At 67.2% G+C, this 18,918-nt stretch carries 14 protein-coding genes and 1 pseudogene; 6 read left to right on the plus strand and 9 right to left on the minus strand.

Features of this window, described 5'->3' with window-relative positions:
* Positions 1-178: 178 nt before the first annotated feature.
* Together AB0D31_RS33100 and AB0D31_RS33105 are read right to left on the minus strand one after the other, a co-directional pair.
* On the minus strand, positions 179-1,519 hold the full coding sequence (locus AB0D31_RS33100; protein ID WP_362730132.1) for an MFS transporter: 1,341 nt from the start codon (positions 1,517-1,519) through the stop codon (positions 179-181).
* 7 nt (positions 1,520-1,526) lie between these two features.
* Positions 1,527-2,327, minus strand: a complete 801-nt coding sequence (locus tag AB0D31_RS33105; RefSeq protein WP_362730135.1) for a pentapeptide repeat-containing protein — start codon at positions 2,325-2,327, stop codon at positions 1,527-1,529.
* Positions 2,328-3,011: 684 nt separating this feature from the next.
* Here AB0D31_RS33105 and AB0D31_RS33110 point away from each other — a divergent pair.
* Positions 3,012-4,262, plus strand: coding sequence for a gluconolaconase (locus AB0D31_RS33110; RefSeq protein WP_362730138.1), 1,251 nt, complete (start codon positions 3,012-3,014; stop codon positions 4,260-4,262).
* A gap of 33 nt (positions 4,263-4,295) precedes the next feature.
* Positions 4,296-5,624, plus strand: a complete 1,329-nt coding sequence (locus AB0D31_RS33115; RefSeq protein ID WP_362730141.1) for a YncE family protein — start codon at positions 4,296-4,298, stop codon at positions 5,622-5,624.
* Positions 5,625-5,949: 325 nt separating this feature from the next.
* On the opposite strand, the gene AB0D31_RS33120 is transcribed toward AB0D31_RS33115, so the two are convergent.
* Positions 5,950-7,620 (minus strand): tetratricopeptide repeat protein, encoded by a 1,671-nt coding sequence (locus AB0D31_RS33120; protein ID WP_362730144.1) that lies wholly within the window; start codon positions 7,618-7,620, stop codon positions 5,950-5,952.
* Between the two features lie 231 nt (positions 7,621-7,851).
* Between AB0D31_RS33120 and AB0D31_RS33125 the strand changes: the two are divergent.
* Positions 7,852-8,419: pseudogene (locus AB0D31_RS33125) on the plus strand (GNAT family N-acetyltransferase); the annotation flags it as partial.
* 26 nt (positions 8,420-8,445) lie between these two features.
* Here AB0D31_RS33125 and AB0D31_RS33130 read toward each other — a convergent pair.
* A complete protein-coding gene (locus tag AB0D31_RS33130) occupies positions 8,446-8,829 on the minus strand; it encodes a hypothetical protein (protein WP_362730147.1) in 384 nt (127 codons plus the stop codon).
* A gap of 288 nt (positions 8,830-9,117) precedes the next feature.
* On the opposite strand from AB0D31_RS33130, the gene AB0D31_RS33135 reads away from it, so the two are divergent.
* The gene (locus AB0D31_RS33135; protein WP_362730150.1) at positions 9,118-9,303 is read left to right on the plus strand and encodes a hypothetical protein; all 186 of its coding nucleotides are present in this window, start codon (positions 9,118-9,120) and stop codon (positions 9,301-9,303) included.
* Positions 9,304-9,323: 20 nt separating this feature from the next.
* Here AB0D31_RS33135 and htpG read toward each other — a convergent pair whose 3' ends face one another.
* The 5 genes from htpG to AB0D31_RS33160 all read right to left on the minus strand — a co-directional run bounded on the left by htpG (position 9,324) and on the right by AB0D31_RS33160 (position 14,820).
* Positions 9,324-11,243: a molecular chaperone HtpG gene (gene htpG / locus AB0D31_RS33140; protein WP_362730153.1), complete on the minus strand. Its 1,920-nt coding sequence runs from the start codon at positions 11,241-11,243 to the stop codon at positions 9,324-9,326.
* A 135-nt stretch (positions 11,244-11,378) separates the two neighbouring features.
* Entirely contained in the window at positions 11,379-12,026 is a 648-nt protein-coding gene (locus tag AB0D31_RS33145; RefSeq protein ID WP_362730156.1) for a type III effector protein, read from the minus strand.
* Positions 12,027-12,530: 504 nt separating this feature from the next.
* Positions 12,531-13,343: an amidohydrolase family protein gene (locus AB0D31_RS33150; protein ID WP_362730159.1), complete on the minus strand. Its 813-nt coding sequence runs from the start codon at positions 13,341-13,343 to the stop codon at positions 12,531-12,533.
* Positions 13,344-13,558: 215 nt separating this feature from the next.
* Positions 13,559-14,089, minus strand: a complete 531-nt coding sequence (locus AB0D31_RS33155; protein ID WP_362730162.1) for a DUF1203 domain-containing protein — start codon at positions 14,087-14,089, stop codon at positions 13,559-13,561.
* A gap of 269 nt (positions 14,090-14,358) precedes the next feature.
* Positions 14,359-14,820 (minus strand): pyridoxamine 5'-phosphate oxidase family protein, encoded by a 462-nt coding sequence (locus AB0D31_RS33160; RefSeq protein ID WP_362730165.1) that lies wholly within the window; start codon positions 14,818-14,820, stop codon positions 14,359-14,361.
* A gap of 925 nt (positions 14,821-15,745) precedes the next feature.
* Here AB0D31_RS33160 and AB0D31_RS33165 point away from each other — a divergent pair.
* Positions 15,746-18,439 (plus strand): DNRLRE domain-containing protein, encoded by a 2,694-nt coding sequence (locus AB0D31_RS33165; RefSeq protein WP_362730168.1) that lies wholly within the window; start codon positions 15,746-15,748, stop codon positions 18,437-18,439.
* A 15-nt stretch (positions 18,440-18,454) separates the two neighbouring features.
* Entirely contained in the window at positions 18,455-18,802 is a 348-nt protein-coding gene (locus AB0D31_RS33170; RefSeq protein ID WP_362730171.1) for a hypothetical protein, read from the plus strand.
* Positions 18,803-18,918 lie beyond the last annotated feature (116 nt).

The following is an 18,918-nucleotide window of genomic DNA, read 5'->3' on the forward strand; positions in this document are numbered from 1 at the left end:
AGCTCCGGTGCTCGACCACCCGGATCACCTGCCTCATCCAGGCTGTCCTCACCCTGCATTTGGCCAGCTCAGACCGATGATGGAAAAGCCTCACTAGCTCGGACTCGCGAGGAAGTTCACCGTCGACACTTCCCAAGTTATGGGGAATTGTTCCCTGAACGTAAGGGAAAGGTTGACCTCACGAGCGGGCCTGACGCACGCCACTCGGCCACTTGCTACGGCCCCGGCTCCAGAACACACCTGCGGCGCACACCCCAAAGATTGCGACCAGGTACCAGTAGGCGTCGAAGCGCCACGCATGGGCCACCAGGAGTGAACAGCTACCGCCCACTAGGGCTCCCATCGATGAGCCCGATGCCGTGACCAACATTCGGCATTTCACCGCCGAGAGCGTATCTAAATCGCCTTTGGCTTCCATGAACGCCTGGTCATTGACCGCGCCGAGGACCGTCTCGCCCACGGTGAAGACGAGGATCGCCAGAATCAACAAGGCGTTCGCCCAGCGGGAAAACCCAGTGAGGAGGAAGGCGCACGCCATACAGAAGGTCACCGCGGCGAACATCCGGAACCCGGCGCCGCTCCGTGCCATCTGCCTTCCGGCCCGCTTTCCCACGGGCAGTTGCAGCGCCACCACAAGCAAGGCATTGAAGAGGAACACAGCGCTGGCAACAGTGGGGCGAGCGATGTCGAAGAGGTACAGCGGCATCGCCGAGAAGAGCTGCGAATAGAGGGTAAAACAGATGAACGAGCCCAATGCGACCTTGCGCAGGCTCTGGTTGTGCACCGCGTCTCGCCACCAACTCTGCCTCCCTGGCTTGGGAGCCTTGACCAGCTTCAGCCCCTTGGGCAGGGCAAGAAAGGATGCTGCTGCAGAGACAGCGAAGACAAAAGCAGTGACAAGCATCCATCTCCCTGGCGACTGGAAGTACAGCAGTGAGCCCAACATGGGCCCCCCGGCGGAGCACAGGTTAGTCACCACCTGGAGGCGAGAGAACGCGCCCACGCGTTCCTCCGCTGACTCGACGTAATCGCCAATACAGGTCCGTACGGTCACCGAGTTGACACTCATGGAGACGGCCACACCGCACATGAGAAACACTACGACCGTCCGTTCGCCTCGGAGGAGAGCCGCCGTGGCCATCAGTGAAGCCGCAGCCGCCAAGGACAGGGTCAGCGTCGGCCTGACTCGGCTGAAGTCCATACGGTCTACGACGATGAACCCACAGAACCGCAGTGCGCTGAAGGCGAAAAGGACTACGCCCACGGAGAGAGGCCCCGAATGCCACCCCTCCATGAGGACTGGCAGCAGCGGGAGCAGTGAGTAGCAGGCGATGCTCGAACTACCGAAGTTGAGGAAGAGCGCAAGCAGTAGACGCCGGACCGTAGGAGCAGCTACCGAGGGCTGGTCGGCTTCTGGGGAGAGTGCGGCCGGCGATGCCGATGCCCGGTTGGCGCGGGATGCACGAAGGGCGGGCAGTGCCTGTGGCGTCTTGCGTGAACGGGGCTCGCCGGGGGTCACGGTCGGCTCACGCTTGCCCGCGAGTAGACGTTCCGCTGGTCACTGGCTCCAGGGCAGCAGCAATCGTTTTCTCTCGGCTGCCGCGTTCATCGGCTCGGGACACCTCTACGCCTTCGAGATACGCGTCCTCCATTGAGGCGTGACCGACGAATGCCGACCACAACTCCGCGCCCCTAAGCGCCGAGCGCCCCAGTCGGGCACCGCGGAAGTCACTGTGACTCAGGTCAGCACGCTGCAGGTCAGCTTTCCGCAAGTCCGCGTCGATCAGATTCGACCGCCTGAGAACGGCGCCACGCAGATCGGCTCCTCCAAGCAACGCCCCCCGAAGATCCGCCCGTTCGAGGTTCGCTCCCCGCAGGTCGCTGTTGCGAAGGTCGGTGCCCCGCAAGTCGGCATGGGAGAGCTGTGCCCCACGCAGGTCGGCCCGCTGCAGATTGACGCTCTGACCATGGCCGCGTACCAGGTTCCAGCCGTCGATGACGGTATGCAGCACGAGCGTCTGGACGTCCGTGCCATCGAACGCCTCTGAGACCAAGGCTAGGGTCCGCAGCCCCAGATCCGTTCCGCGCAGCCCTCCGGCGTTCATCCCGGTTGCGAGGGTACGGGTTGGCCGGAAGCACGAGTTCCTGAGCCCCGGTGTCACCACATCCTCACCTTCGCAGGTGAGCAAGGCACCCGAAAGCGCGATAAATGCGAGACCGGGTCCCTCCGCTTCCTCTGGCTCGGGCAGGCATTCCTTCGCGACCGTCAATAGCGAGCGCATCGCGTTCGCCGAGATGACCCACGGGCGGACCTCAGGGTCCGCCAAGAAGCCAAGGGTTCCGGAATGATCCGCCAGGGGCTGTCTCCTCGATGACCTGCCCGCTCTTCGCCCCGGGCCGTGGTCCCGTGTTCGCCCCGGGCCGTGGTTGCGTGTGCGCCCCTGGCCGTGGTCCCGCTCCCCCGTCCGGCCCGCATCCGGTCGGCCGTGCGCGACCCGGCTGTTCCTGATCGCGACGGCGGCCAGTCGTCAGTCTCCGTCCGCCGACGTCAGGAGCGCGCGTGCTGCCTCTTGGCGTACTCCCTGAATGTGGCAGTACTGGCCTCGGAGCATCAGGCACGATGTCGTCATAGCGGTCTCTGCGACGTCGTTCCCCCTTTCCGAGCGGGCCGCGTCCACGCTCCCCGCCGGGCCCGTCCGCACCAGCGACCGGGCGCGTCCCCCATCGCGGCGGGACGCGCCCTGTGTGCTCGTTCCGGCCCCGTGTGGAGCCGGAGCGAGGGAGCCTTCCACGCGCTCAAAAGATCGGTACCACCACACCCGCCAGTACTGATAATCCGGTGATCCGACCAATGCCGGCGTACTTCTGCGGCTGACCCTCGCCTCCGCGCGCCCCATGGAACGGGGGACGTATACGGATGCCGCCCATAACGACCGGGTAGCACCAACTCGTAGACGTGATCCGGAAAAACCGAAGTGCGGCATTTTTGCGCACGGGGAGGAGCGAAGGCCATGAGTACCTCTTCGGCAGCCGGAGTCTCCGCCAACGATTCCGCCGACGCCGGCAGTGAACACGTGGTGGGGAAGACCTACAAACCCACTAGATTCATGCGCCACCCGCTGACACGGAAAAATCAGAGGGAACTCGACATCCTCACCGGCGGGCCGCCCCCGATCCTGAAGAAATGGAAGGAGTGGGAGAAAGCAAGCCAACAGGAGCAGCAGCCCGAGGGCTGGAATTTGGTGGAGGCGAAGTGGAAAAAGGTGAGAGGGAGGGTGAAGAAGAAAAAGGAAGGCGAGGCGGACCGGTGGATCGCACCTGTGGGGTTCTCCATCAACAAGGTGACGTACGGCACCTTTCCCCCGGGAGACTCGGCGCACGAGCACGGGTGGACCACCTACATGAACATGGGTGTGCCGCTCATCGAGGAGCGCAGCGACATCCAACAGCCCCCTCCTGACGTGATCTACGAGAACACGTTCGTCAACCGGACGGACCCCCGGCCGGTGACGTGGACCGCCGGCTTCGAGTTCTCGGTGTCCAATGCGATCAGCTGGTCGCTCCAAGGCCAGGCCCAGCTCACGTTCGGGGCGAAGAGCACCGCGTCGCTACAGCAACAACTGCAGACCGCCATGGCGGCGAGCGAGTCCAAGACGACCACCCTGAAGAACAGCCGGGACAACGAGGGTGTTGACGTGGCGTCCCAGGCGCAAGCGACCAGTACGACCACGGCGACGGCCACCGCCACGGGCACCGGGGAACTCTCGGAACAACTGATGCTCGGCATCAGCGCCTCCGTGAGCGGTTCGTTCACCACCCAGTTCAAGGGCTCGTTCTCGGTCAGCGGGACGGTGGGGAGCCGGGCGGTCGTGAGGGCGACGCAACGACGGAAGGTGAGCAAGTTCGACTACGAACTCCCCATCACCTTCGGCGGATGGGTCGCACTGTATTACGAGGAGCCGGTGGAATTCGACAGCATCACGGCCATTGAAGGGGTGGAGGACGTCGAGGCACGGAGGCGCGCACAGACCCGCGGCAAAACCGGAGAAACCCCGGACAACCCCTACTACCAGGTCGTCGCACGGGCGGTCGACGTTCTCGAACTGGTCGGTGACGGCAAGGAATATCTCACTCGGAAGGGAGAGGCCGAAATCGTCTCCGTCCTCGCCGGGGAGGCCGAGGTATTCGAGCTGGAGAAGCTTCAGCTCGGCGACGGAACCAGCGACGGCATGGACAAAGAAGCGCCGTTCTACAAGAGCTGACCTTGCGCCACTGCGAAAAGGGAGGGAAAGTCCATGCCTGACGGCGACGACTCCAACAACGGTGCCGAAGAGGACCCGCCCACTTCCACGTCCGCCTTTGCCCACGGCTTCGGCAGCGGAAAGGACCGGGCCGGCGATGCCGAGAGGTCCACCGAGGCGCTCAAGGGGTGCACCCCCGGCACCGGGAGCGGTGGCTGGGACGAGGACGAGGAGAGCGTCTCGGGGGACGTCTCGGCGTTCGTGCACGGGCTGGAGGCCGGCCGTGACCCATGGCAGCCGCGCCAGACGGCGCATGGCGCGCTGCACGTGATGAGCGGTTTCCTCGGCCCCCATTTCAAGAATTTTCAGACGGTGGCCGACGCCCAACGCCAAGTCAGCGAGGATCCCAGCTCGGCGTCCGGTATGGCCGCGTCCACCGCGGCGTCCTCGGCCGCGCAGGGATCCTTCCGGCAAGCGGCGAAAATCGGTGAGGAGGACCAGCCGAGCGTCAGTGAGGAGGCGAGGAGGAGGCTGAACGAGTTCGCCCACGAGACCGGAGGCGCGGTCCTGGTCGCCCGGGGGATGACGGGACTCGTCCTGGGCGTCGCGGTCGACCCCGCGCTCGGCAAGGCCTACGCCGTCACCAGTGACGGGAAGCTGTACAGCGTGGACCTCACCACCAACGCCAAGCGCCAGATCGTCACCAGCGGCGATACGAACGGCACGTTGGGTGTGCCCAGTGGCCTGGCGCTGGACGGGGACGGCAGTGCCTACATCACCGACAACAGTGGTGCTGCTGGTCGTCTGCTGCGGGTGGACCTGTCCAACGGCCGCGTCGAGGTGACCGCCACGATCGCCTCCGCCTGCGGCATCGCCCTGGACAGCACGGCCACGGCGTACGTCACGTCCTTCGACGGGAATCTGTACGAGGTCGACCTGCGGTCGCATGGGCAGCCCAAGCTGATCGCCAGGGACCTGGGAGCATCCACCTCCGCGGTGGCACTGGATGGACAAGGCAAGGCGTACACCGGCAACAGGGACAGTGAGGGGAGCATGCGTCAGGTCGACCTCCGGGCCGAACCACCCGTCACCCCGCAGGTGCTGCCCGGGGCGTCCCCGTTGCGGAGCGGCGGAATCGTACTCGACGGGGCGGGCAGCGCGTACGTCACCGACCACTGGAAGGACGTCTTGTACACGGTGGACCTGGCCACTGGCAGGGAACGCGAGGCGGTCAGGGCCGCCGGCGCCTTCTCTCCGCTCGGCGTCGCGCTGGACCGCGTCCACGGCCTGGTCTACGCCGGCACCTGGGAGGGCCAGTTGTGGCGGTTCCCCCTGCGCGTACTCCAGGGCCCCGAGCTGATCGAAATCACCACTCGGGTGTAGGGCGCTCGCGCGCCGCAGGTGAGGTGAGGTGAGCGTTGTCGGCGCGCCTACGGATGGGACGGCTGACCGGCAGACAGGGAGTGGCATGAGGATCGTCGTCATCAACGGCACGGCGAGACCGGCGCCGGGGCCCACGCGTCTGTTGCGGGCACGGCCCGCGGGTTTCCTCGACCAGTATCGGGTGTGGTGGGTGGCCGTGTGCCGGCGAAGGTGTTCGAGGGGGCGTACGGCAGCATCACTGCCCGGCGGATTCCTCTGAGTCCAGGCACCGCCGTTCGGCATCGAAGACCGACTTGCAGCGCAGCGGAACGTCTTGGACCCGACGTCAGCCGGTCGTCCTGCGACGCAGCTCCGCGGCGCTCCGGGTGACGGTGCGCGCCTCTTTGCGGTGGCCGTGCTTGCGCAGCCACCAGCCGAGCCAGGAAAAGGACTCCGCGAGGTGTTCCTCGTCACCGTCGGGGCCGAGCGGAGGTTGCTGGTCCAGAAGGTTCACTGCCTCCATGGTGGGTGCCAGGACCTCGTGGTCGCGTCCGACGCGGGCCAGTCGCAGCCCCAGATTGGACAGAGCGTGGATGAATCCGGCCACGTGCCGGTCGGGTTCGGCCGCACGCAAGTGGCGGTAGATGGCCACTACTTCGAGTGCGGTGTCGAGGGATTGGTCGTGGCGGTCGGTGTCCGCGAGGCGAATGCCGAGGCTGTTGAGCGAGCGGGCGAGCACGGCCAAGTGGGCGCTCGGGTCGGCGTCCGCGAGCTGTCGGTGCAGGGCGACGGACTCCTGCCCGGCCACGAGTGCGTCCTGGTGGTGTCCGAGGAGGGCGAGCCGGTTGCTCAGCGTGTCGAGCGCTTCGGCGAGCAGAGGGCGTACGAGGTGGGGAGCGGCGACCAGGCTGCGACGGCACAGGTGAACCGCCTCGGCGCAGGACCTCACCGCCTCGGTCGAACGGCCGTTTCCGGCCTGCACGAGAGCGAGGTTGTGCAGGGAGCGAGCCAGCGCGATCGCCATGGCGGGTACGGCCTCGGCGGCCTGCCGACTCAGGGCGACGGCGTCATGAGCCATGCCGAGGGCCAGGTCGAGGCTCCCGTTCGAGGCCAGCCGGAGGGCCTGCTCGTTGAGTTTCTGGATGCGGGAGAGCAGGGCTCCGTCGTGCTGGGTGGAGTGCCGCGGCTGAGGGGTATCCGGCACGATCAGACCCTCCTCGGTGAGGGCGAAACCGTAACGGCTAAGCATCGCGGTCACGAAGGCGACGAAGCCCGCGTCGCTGTCGGCGAGCGCGCGGTAGAGCGCGGTGGCCTCTTCAAGGTATGGGCGGGCCTCGGCGCCGCGGTTCAGCTGGGCCAGTTCACGACAGAGCGACAGCAGGGCCACCCACTGCTCGGACAGACCGGTCGCGGGCCGGGCGGCGGCGGCGGCGCGATACCGGACGATCGCGTCGCGGAGTACGGGCAGGGCGTCCTCATGGTGGCCCATCTCTCCGAGTTTCACGCCCAGATCGACCAGGGAGGAGGCCAGTTCCGCCGCGAGGTCCGCATCGGCGGGACGGCGCTCGGCCAGTCGGCGTCGCATTGCGACGGCCTCGCGCATGTGGTCGAGTGCCTCGTGGTGGCGGCCCAGCTCGGCCAGCTGGTTGCCGAGATTGGCCAGCGCGAGGGCGAGACCGGAAAGCTGCGTCCCGTCTTCGCGCGCCAGGTCGCGGTAGAGGCGGACGGCTTGGTCCGCGTACCCCCGCGCTTCGTCCCGGCGTCCCAGTAACCCGGTGACGCGGGCGCGCTGCTCCAGGGCCCGTGCGAGCGCCGGTAGCCACCGGTTCGCCTGCGACGCGGCGAGGCGGCGCGTGACCTGCACCAACTCGCCCAGCAGTGTGGTCATTTCCTCGTGCTGCTCCGGGAACTCGACCAGCGCATCACACATCTGGAAGAGCCGCAGAGCGAATGTGGAGAGGTATCGGTGGGGATCGGCGTGTGCGAGCTTTCGGTACTTCTCTACTTCGCGACGCACGTCCATCACCTGCTGTTCCGCCCTCGACCCACCGTGCCCAGCCATCACGCCCCCTCTTCCACCGTCGCCGGCCTCGTCACGCGGTCGCCATGACAGACTCCCCCAACAGTCATGCCCCGCAGGCGCTCGCGGTTCCCTACGGGGATGACAATGAGCCATATCCCGCCATTTTTTGACGCTACGTCAGGCAATCAGCAAGGGGGACGGGGATGACGGCCGAGATCATGAACCATGCTCACGGATGACTGGCAACTCACCGCAAACGTCCGCGACTTCCTGTTCCGTGCCGGCGCCTTCCTGCGCTCACGGCCTGCCCTGCACAACACGCCGGTTGACGGACATCGAGAGGCTGCGGGCACGCGGGGTCGGCGCGCCGGGTAGCGAAGCCACCGTCTTCGGGCGACTGGAGGCAGGGGGCGAGGTCCATGCCATCTTCTATCGCACGCCGCGTGGATACCTTTGGGTCACTTCCCTCTCTGCCGAGCAGACTGACACCCTCACAGCCCGGCTGGTCGGGCTCGGCCACTCTCCCTCAGGTGTCCTCGCGGACCACGACACCGCCACAGCCTTCGCAAAAGCATGGCAACGGCAAACGGGCGCAGCACCGGTTCCCTTCTGGCGCACGCACCTCTATCGCCTCGGCACCCTGATCCGACCGCGGCCGCACCCAGCGGGCCAAGGGCGTGTCGCGGGTGAAAGGGACCACGATCAAGTCGTGCGCTGGTGTCGTGAGTTCTGCGTCGTTGTCCGGGAACAGCCCTCCATCGACTTGATCGACGCCGGCTGCTGGACCGACTCGACGACCGGCGCGAAACGCACCTGCCGTCAGGGCTGATCCGCGGCCCGGCTTGAGCCGTTCCTGCCGAGGGGCGTCAAGCCGGGCCGTCCGCCGGTGTGGACACTGGTCAGCCCGCCGTCCGTGCCGATGGCGAGCCAGTTTCGGTGTACGAGGGCGTCGGCGGCGTGGACCATCACCTGGGTGTCCATCCCGTAGGGCACGACCAGGGCACGGATCTCTTCCCTGGTGAGGCCGTGCTCGGCCCGGACGATGTTGTTGAGCGCCCACCACTGGGGCCGGCTGGTGTCGATGCGTGCCAGGGCGGCCTGCGAGTGCCGCAAGATCGCCTCGGTGGCGCGCCAGGCGACCAGGGCGATAGGCCGTTGGTTGAGCTCGATGGTGCCAGTCCGCGGGGTGCTTGTGGTCGTCATGATCGCGACGCTAGGACCTCAAGGCCGGTTGAGGTCAAGGCCGGTTGAGGTCAAGGCCGGTTAATATCATGGCTGCGCCGGTGCAGTGTCAGTGGGTGAGCCTGTGGGAAGACCGCTGCGGTTCGTTCGCACTTCTGGCGGGATCAAGGCAACCCCCCGGTTCAGACGGACTGGGTTCGCAACTGTCAGGAGTTCCTGCGCGGTGGTGCTGCCGCCGCGGGACACGGGGAACTTGTGCCAAGAGGCAACCATGCTGGTCGCAGCCCTCAACGAGCGGCTGCGACCAGCATGTTCAGTACAGATCCTTGTCGCCATCGCGACGACGACGACGTCCACCCGCCCTGCGAGGGCAACGATCAGACCCTGGCCGAACACCTTGCGTTCCCGTACGAGTCCGGGCTCGAACGCGCCGGTACGGTCCGGTACTTCGGCCACAGCCATGTCGTCGTCGACGTCGATGTCGCGGTCCGCTGAGGCGTGGGCGGACTTCGTGGTTACAGCGTGCGGGCCAAGCGGTCGGTGAGCAGCCGGGTGAAGCGGGCCGGGTCGGGCAGGTCGCCGCCTTCGGCGAGGAGCGCGCTGCCGTAGATCAGCTCGGCGGTCTCGGCCAGGGCGGGGTCGTCGGCGGTGGCGTCGTGTGCGGTGCGCAGAGCGGTGACGAGCGGGTGTGCGGGGTTCAGTTCCAGGATGCGTTTGACCGTGGGGAGTTCCTGTCCCATCGCTCGGTACATCTTTTCCAGGGTCGGGGTCACATCATGGGTGTCGCCGACGATGCATGCCGCGGAGGTGGTCAGGCGCGAGGACAGGCGGACCTCCTTGACGTGTTCGGCCAGGGTGGTGGTCAGCCACGGCAGCAGGGTGGCGAAGTCCTGCTCTCGCCGGCTCTTCTGGGTGTCGGATTCCTGATCGCCGTCGGCGGATTCCTCAAGGTCGACCTGCCCCTTGGCGATGGACTGCAACCGGTGGCCGTCGAAGGCCGTGACCCGGTCCACCCACACCTCGTCGACGGGGTCGGTGAGGATCAGGACCTCGTACCCCTTGGCGGTGAAGGCTTCCATGTGCGGGGAGTTCTCCACCATCGCGCGGGTTTCACCGGTCAGGTAGTAGATGGCATCCTGTCCGTCCTTCATTCGCTCGACGTAGGCACGCAGCGTGGTGGTCTTCTCCGGGTCATGCGTCGAGGCGGTCGACACCAGCCCAAGGAGGGCCTCGGTGTTGTCCGTGTCTTCGAGCAGTCCTTCCTTCAGCACCCGGCCGAACTGCGCCCACAGCTTCGCGTAGCGCTCGGCGTCCTTTGCCTGCATGTCCTTGATGGCGCCGAGGACCTTCTTGACCAGGCGCCGGCGTACGCCATGGATCTGGCGGTCGTGCTGGAGGATCTCGCGGGAGACGTTCAACGACAGGTCGTGGGCGTCCACCACACCCTTGACGAAGCGCAGGTAGTTGGGCATGAGCGCATCGCAGTCGTCCATGATGAAGACCCGCTTGACGTACAGCTGCATGCCGCGCTTGGTCTCGCGGGAGAACAGGTCGAAGGGCGCCTGCGTGGGAATGAACAGCAGCGCCTCGTACTCGAAGGTGCCCTCGGCGCGCATGTGGATCGTCTCGGCCGGGGGAAGCCAATCGTGGCTGATCTGCTGGTAGAACTCGTTGTACTCCTCCTCGGTCACCTCGCTGCGCGGCCGGGCCCACAGCGCCTTCATCGAGTTGAGTGTGTCGGTGTCGTGGGTGATCTCACCCTCGGCGCCGGTGCGCTCGGTGGTCATCCGGATGGGCCAGCGGATGAAGTCGGAGTACTGCTTGACGATCTGACGGATCTTCGACTCGGACAGGTAGTCGGCGAGCCCGTCCTCGCTGTCGGCCGGCTTGAGGTGGAGGGTGACCGACGTGCCGACGGGCAGGCCGTCGACGGCCTGGAGGTCGTAGGTGCCGTCTCCGTCGGACTCCCACTGGGTTCCGGAGTCGGTGCCCGCCCGCCGAGTGCGCAGGGTGACCTTGTCGGCGACCATGAACGCGGAGTAGAAGCCGACGCCGAACTGCCCGATCAGGTTCTCGGCGGTGGCGGCATCCTTGGATTCCTTGATCTTCTCCAGCAGAGCAGCGGTGCCGGACTTGGCGATCGTGCCGATCAGCTCCACGAGGTCGTCCCGGCTCATGCCGATCCCGTTGTCACGGACGGTCAGAGTGCGGGCGTCCTTGTCGACCTCCAGCGAGATGTGCAGATCGGCGCTGTCGACCCCGGAGAGGCTGGAGTCGGTCAGCGACTCCAGCCTCAGCTTGTCCAGTGCGTCGGAGGCGTTCGAGATCAGCTCACGCAGGAAGATGTCCTTGTTCGAGTAGATCGAGTGAATCACCAGGCGGAGCAACTGGCGGGTCTCCGCCTGGAATTCCAGCGTCTCGACACTGCTGCCCATGGGGGGCCCTTTCTATGGGAACGTCATGAACGGACGGAACTCGGACCGAGACGGAACGTGCCCGCCTCGGCGTGATGGTGGTGCAAGGTGTTCACCCCACCGCGCACCTGTGTCTATGGCTCTCCATCAAGGGAGTCAGGCATCGTCAGCTACCGCCGTGAGCCGGTCCGCCAGGGCGTCCAGGCGTGTGACGAGGTCGGCATGGTGGGCGCCGAGGTAGGGACGCATACCGGCCAGCGGGGCAATGAGCTCGGCGGGATCGGTCGCTCCGAGCGCTGCGTTCAGGGACGCCTGGGCTGAGCGCGCATCGGGCGCGAGGTGAGTGAGCGCGGTGATCTGTCCTGCGAGGCGGCGCAGGTCTGCGGCGTTGGCGCGGGCCCACGTCACATGGGCGCGTTCAGCGGCGCGGGCCTGACGGGTGGCCGTCACGCGCTGCTCACCGGTGGTACCGGAGGCGCCGGGACGGCCACGCAGGTAGCGTCGTTCGGCGGCCTGGCGGCTGGCCACACCGAGGGGCCGGGCGAGCTCGGCCCAGCTGGCACCCGCCTCCCGAGCGGTCTCGATCAGCCCGGTCTCCCATCCGGCGAGCTGCTCGCGTACCTGTCGCAGCAGCATCAGGGAGGCCAGTGCCTGCTCGGGGCCGGGACCGGCGGCGTCGGGGGTCTCGTGCTGGGCGTCGCGCAGGGCGGCGTCCATGGCGGAAAGGGCCGCTGCGGCGGCGAGGAAGGACGCCGGACTGTGGGCGTCGGCGCTGGTCGTGGCTGGCTCATCTGCTGTGGTCACACGTACCTCCCTCGAACGTCATCGGCCTGACGACAGGATAATTGTCATCCATTTGACGACATGCTACAACGGTTTTCCAGCAGCACTTGGGCAGCACCTGTCTGAACCGCAAGAGGCGGCTTTACGATGTCGACACACCCTGCACCCCATCCATGAGCTGGACCGGCCGCCACAGCGAGTGATGCGTCCGGGCCTTTGGTCGGAGCGCTCGGCGTACCGACGCGCAGGTCGCACGCAAGGGCGACGTCTCCCCCGCGCACCCACTGCGGCATGCCGATGGACGCCCACAGCGCACTCCGCTGGTGCGGCGCTCGCCGTCTGGGCCGACCCCGTACCCGCCCCCTGCCCAGCAACACGACACCGCCGTGGGCCCCTGACGTTGTCAGCAGCCTGCGCGGAGCGCGCTGCCTTGACGGCGCCCGGATGCGGGACTGACCCGCAGGGGTCTCCCCCGTGGGCGCCGGAGCTGCGGGAGCTGTGAGGGTCGGTGTTCGCCCGGTGAGGTCACAGGTGGAAGATCCTGCGCGCGTTGCCGGCCAGGAACAGGCCGGTGGCCTCCTCGTCCAGGCCCAGTTCACCGAGGTGTTCGAGCGCCCGGGCTGGAGTGATCATGGGGTAGTTCGTGCCGAACAACACTTTCCTGCGGCCGCGACCGCGCAGGTAGTCGACCAGTTCAAGCGGGTAACGGCGGCTGGTGTAGGCGCTGGTGTCGATGTACACACGGGCGTGCTTGTCGGCCACCGCGATCATCTCCGTGGTCCACGGATACCCGATGTGCCCGCACACGATGGTGAGGTCGGGGAAGTCCAGTGCGACCTGATCGATGTAGGGGATGGGGCGGCCGGTTTCGGAGGGACGCAGCGGTCCGGTGTGACCGACCTGGGTGCAGAAGGGGATGCCGAGGTCGACGCAGGCGGCGTACAGCGGGTAGTACAGCCTGTCGGTGGGCGGGAGTTGCCACAACCAGGGCACGATCCGCAGGGCTACGAAGCCGAGTTCCTCCACGGCGCGACGCAGTTCCCGCACCGCCTGGACCGGGCGGGTGAGATCCACGCCGGCCACGCCGCGCAGCCGCCCCTCGGACTGAGCGACGAACTCGGCCACCTCGTCGTTGCTGATCAGCGGCCCTTGAGGGCCGTACCAGGCCGCCGAGAGGCCGAGTTCGACGTCCGCCGCGGCCATCGCGGCCACCGTCGCCTTGACCGGCAACGGCTCCTCCAAGAGCCCCTGTTTCGTCCACTGGCGCAATGACTCGAACATTTCGTGGTTGGAGTGACGGAGCGTCGGGTGCTGCATCCACGCATCGATGACTGGCATCAGACTCCCTGCTTCCTCTGCCGGCGCCGACGGAACGCCGACTAAGCGATTGCTTATGCGACCCTATCCTTCGGATGGCATGCACAACCGCCCTCAGCGTCCCGTCGTGCCACTGGCGAAGCCCCGTGTCCCTCGCTGATCACGGTCGAGTACCCACCGGATCCGGCGTCCGGCGGCGCTGTCGACGCCGGACGGTCCGGAAGGGGAAGCGCCGGTCAGACCGAGGCCGGCCCAACAGGCCTGCGCACCTCGTATTGGAAGCAGCCGTACTCCACCGCCCGTACGTGTACGAGAGCGACCTCGGCGTCAGCGAAGGCTGCCCGCAGCGCCTCGTCCACAACGGCCTGGGCCAGCGGGAGGTCCGTCGGCAACTGCACGATCGCGCCACCCGCGATCCGGCCATCGCCGCTGTAGCGACGCAAGACGCGCAGGGCCCCCATCTCAGCGAACGGATAACCGCACTCCGGATCCGGACCCGTACAAGGGCCCGTGTGGATGAACACCGGGCCCACCTCGTCGTAGGCTCCCGGATCCACTCCCGTGTCGGCCGCCCACCGGCGCAGCGGAGCGTACGACACCAGGGAGACGAGCTCACCGGGACGGGTGCGGCGCAGACAGCAGCGCAAGGGCGCTCCGCTCGTGTCATGCACGGGAGAAGGACGAAACGCGCCGGCGTCGTCGCTCAGTCGCAGTTCCTCAAGAACGTGGGGAGGGATGGCTGCCGGTCGGAAGTTGGGTGTCGTCATGTGCTCAGATTCCGTGACGGTTGCCGGTGCCGCTGGCGGAAACCGGACATGGAGTGCCGGCCGTTCCGGGGCCGTGGCTGTCTCCGTCCAATCCGCAGGAAGAACGCGCCACAAGCCGGAGATGTGCTCACCCACCCACGGCATCCGTCCGACCACGCCTCGCTGCGGCGACGCGGTATCCGACGAACTCGCGGTCCGCTACGAAGCGTCTGTTGTCGTCGCAACCCTCAACGAGCCGCTGAGACCCGGACATTCGAGCTGCGCCCGTACTACCCCAGCCAAGCTCCATCGCACATCACGACTCTGCCACGCAGTTCCGGTACTCCACGCCAGGCGCGCACTGTCTGGGGCGTTACGCACAGGTACACGAAGGAGGTTTCTTCCGTACGCGGATCCCAACCGAACTTGCCCGCGAAGGCGTCTGCGGCATCCTTTGGCACTTCCCGCGCTGGATGGCACGTCGCCTGGCCTTGCAGCAGCACCACGTCGAAGGCGTCCGGCAGAGCCAGCCGTACGCGTGGTTCCTTATGCGCGTTACGCGCAGTCGCGGAGTTCGCGCTGGTGCACATCCACACTGCCTGCCCGTCCCAGAGAAACCACAGCGGCACCTGATGCGGGCCGTGGTCGGGATGGGCCGTCGACACCCAGATGTCGCGCTCCGAGGTCAGCCTCTGCAAAGTGTCCCGTCTACGCTCCGCCCTGGTGCGCCGAGTAATCTCCGTGGCTTGCATAGGCACCGACGCCAGCCAGCAGGCCAATGGTGCGCATGGGGCGTAGGTCCTAAGACCTGAGACGGACCATCACCCCGGCGCCCAGCAGCAGTTACACCAGGACGGTCCACATGGCCGCCTGCGATCGGGAGGCCTTACCGACTGTCGAGTCGACCAGACACCGGCACGGCCGGGTCTTGGAGCGAGGGATCGTCCCCTGAAGACCGCGAGTACGCCTCATTGTCGCGCCATGGACGACGGCGGCGGCGAAGCCTCGACATGGCAGGCCCAGTCAGCCGGCCTCGTGCCGTGGAGATGTGGGAGGTGCCTCAGCGCAGTCAGCCACCCGACGTCATTCCGGCAGATGGATCGACGTTGGTATACCGCAGCGGAAAGGCATTCGTCAGCCGATCCACACGCTCGCGGCTGAGTGACGACGGGGTCGTTGGCCGCCCAGTCGGGGATGGGATATCCGCGCCGAGCAGTTTCCGGAAGAACACCCGGCATGCTGCCTGCTGCTGGATCATTCCTCGTTGTCGGCGAGATGGTAGGCGCCTGGGGACGGTTGTGCGTCCGACGTTGTCGTCCTCGGCCTCGAGCTCCCGGTCGTCCACAGCTGACAGTCAGCTTCGCCGCCAAGTTTCAGCCCCACGGCGTGACTCTGCGGCAGCGTCGGCGTTGGGCAGGGCAACACGTGTGCGACTCCCGCCCATCAGATGGGGCAGGTTCGTGACGTTCGCTGATCTCGCGCTGTCGCCCTCACCGCTCGGGCGAGCCCCCCTCCCCCCTCGGTTGACCAAGCACTGGTCAAGAGAAGTAAAGTCCTGTTCAAAACCCCCACTTTGGAGGCGACAACCGCAAGCCACATCTGGCCTGCCGGTTGCTGCGGCGATCCTCCGCGCCCTCACCAGGGGCCCGCGATCGTCACCTGAACCTGGAGTTGCACGTGAAGTACAGCTGGCGTGCCCGAACCGCGGGCATAGCAATGCTGACCGTAGGCGCCGTCCTGACGTCTACACCGCACGCCATCGCCGAACCCTCGGCCGCTGATGGAGAAGCGGCCGAATTCGAGCGGGCGTTGGCGGGCCTGGAGAAGGACATCGCGGCGTTCAAGGCCCATCCGATCAAGGAGGCCGAGAGCGTGGAGGCCGCGCAGGCGGCCGCGGCGGTGCAGGACCAGCGGGTGGAGGTGTTGCAGCTGCGCACCGAGACCGACACCGTCTACGCCAACCCCGACGCCACCCTCACACGGGAGATGGCCGCCGGCCCGATCCGCATGATCCGCGACGGCAAGTGGGTGGACGTCGACGTCGACCTCAAGGCCGCTGCGGATGGCGGGGTCACGGCCGAGGCGCACCCCAAGCAGCTGAGGCTGGCCGGCAAGGGCGGGGCGCTGCCCCGGTCGATCGCGGGCACGGCCCAGGCCCCGGAGTCCGAGGCGCGCGACCTCATCACCCTCGGCACGGGCAAGGACCGCCTCGCGATGCGGTGGAAGGCCGGCCTGCCCGCCCCGGTCCTGGACGGGAACGTCGCCACCTACAAGGAGGCCGTGCCCGGCGGCGACGTGATCGTGGAGGCCACCCGGACGGGGTTCGAGCAGTTCCTCCGGCTGAACAAGGCCCCGGAGAGCGGCGCACCGATGGTGCTGCCGATGACGGTGCCCGACGGAGTGAAGGCCACCCAAAACACCGACGGTTCGGTGTCCTTCACCGACGCCCAGGGCGAAGAGCGTGCGGTGATGCCCGCGCCGCACATGTGGGACGCCACAGTGGACGAGAAGTCCCTGGAGCGCACCAACACCAGGCTGGTCGAGATGAAGGTAGCCCAGCACGGCAACACCGTGGAATTCACGCTCGCCCCGGACGCGGAGTGGCTGAGCGACCCCGCGACCCGTTACCCGGTGACGATCGATCCGGCCACCGACACCCTGGACACCCTGTTCGACACGTTCGTGCAGGGCGGTGACACCACCGACCAGTCCGCGAACACCGACCTCAAGATCGGCTGGCCCGGCGACCTCGCCGGCTCCACCAAGCGCACCGCCCGCTCGTTCCTGACCTTCCGCACCGCCAACTTCGCCGATTCCCTTGTCTCCAAGGCGACGCTGAAGATGTGGAACTACCACGCCTGGTCGTGCGAGAAGCGCGGCTGGGAAGTGTGGGCCGCCGGCCCCGCGGACAAGAACACCCGCTGGACCAGGCAGCCGGCGCTCAAGGAGAAGATCGCCACCTCCACCCAGACCAAGTCGGCCACGTGCTCCAACGAGGGGTGGGCGAGCGCGGACATCACCAAGCTCGCGCAGACCTGGTCCTCGGAGAAGGCCGAGGTGGGATCCATCGCGCTGAAGGCGGCGGACGAGTCCGACACCTACGCATGGAAGCGGTTCTCCTCCTCCGAGGCCCCCGACCAGAAGCAGGTCCCCACCCTCGAAGTCACCTACAACTACCGCCCGTACAACGGCACCAACCTCCAGGCCGGCACGCCGTTCCTGTCCCAGGGCGGCATCTTCAAGGTGAACTCGACCACGCCGACCCTCCGGTTCTCCACGGTGGACACCGACGGCGAGGACCAGATCACCGGAACCTACGAGATCACCGACACCGCCACGGGCAAGGTCGTCTCGACGGTCAACGCCGAGCCGGTGCCCGCCAACAGCACCTCCAGCGTGAAGGTCCCGGCCGGCAAGCTGGTCTCGGGCCACACCTACAGCTTCCGCTCCACCACCTACGACGGCACCCACTACGCCACCGGCTGGTCCGACCCCGTCCGCTTCACCGTGGACACCGCCTGGACGCCGACCGCGGCCGAACACGCGCTGGGTCTCGCCAACCTCCACTCGGACGCCGCAGACATCACGGCCGCCACCGCCTCCGACGCCACATACGCCTCGATCGCCACCACCGAGGAGAACACCGTGGCGGTCCCCTGGGACGGCAAAAACAACCGCATCGACATCAAGAACGCCCAGATGCCCGCCGCGCTCAGCATTCCCCAGGCGACCACCAAGGGCACACCAGTGGGCGGCAACGTCGTCTACACCTCGCCGGGACCGGTAGACACGGTGGTGCAGCCCACCACCGACGGTGGGTCGCGCACACTCAACATCCTCAAGACCGGTTCCGCGCCGCACGACTACGAGACGGGCTTCACGATCCCCGCGGGGATGAAGGCCGTCACGCACGACGACGGTTCCGTGTCGCTGTACTCCGAGGGCGACGACAACGCGGAGAAGGCCCCGCTGAAGGACCCGGCCGGATTCTTCGCCGCGCCCTGGGCCAAGGACGCCAACGGCAAGGACGTGCCCACCAGTTACAAGGTCGTGGACAACAAGCTGATCCAGCACGTCGAGTTCGACGCGAACAGCGCCTTCCCCATCGTCATCGACCCGTCCTGGTGGTCCACCACCAAGAAGATCCTGTGGTGCGCCACCACCGTCGCCGGTTTCATCGCCATGTTCACCCCGGTGGGTTCCTCCGGGCGCGTGGTGACCGCGGTGCGCCTCGTGAAGCGGATCGGTGTCAAGAAGACCGCGCAACTCATCCAGACCTACGCCAAGCGCCGCAAGCTCAGCTCCCCGCAGCGCGCGGCCATCAAGGCCCTGCTCGGCATCCCGGCGATCCAGAAGGCCTGCACATTCTGAAAGGAGGCGACGCTCATGCTGGTCGCGCTCTTGGTCATCGCAGCCGAGGTCGCCGCGCTGATCGTGTACACGGTCCGCGGCGCGCGCGGGGCTGACCTTCCGTCACTGGGCACCGTCGATCTGCGGAACCTGGTCCTCGCCACCCTGGCGACGTTCGCCGGTTACGCGCTGACGCGCCACCAGGACATCGACGACTCCGACCTCGTGGCGATCGTCCTGACCGGCTGCGTCCTGCCCACACAGGCAGGCGCCGCAGTGCACCACCTGACCAAGCGGTGGGCCTCGGCGGATTGGCTGATCGCCTGCGCCGGCGGCCTCGCCGTGGGCACGCTCAACCAGAACGCCGCTTTCCCCTGGAGCTGAGCGGCGCGGGGGGGGGGCCCCCCCCCGGGCCGGGGGCCCCCCCCCCCCCCGCCGGGGCTGGGCTGCACCCCCCCAGGCCCGCGCTGCTCGCCGCCGCGCGCCTGGCGGTGGAGGAC

Source organism: Streptomyces sp. NPDC048361, assembly GCF_040651795.1.
Lineage (GTDB): Bacteria > Actinomycetota > Actinomycetes > Streptomycetales > Streptomycetaceae > Streptomyces.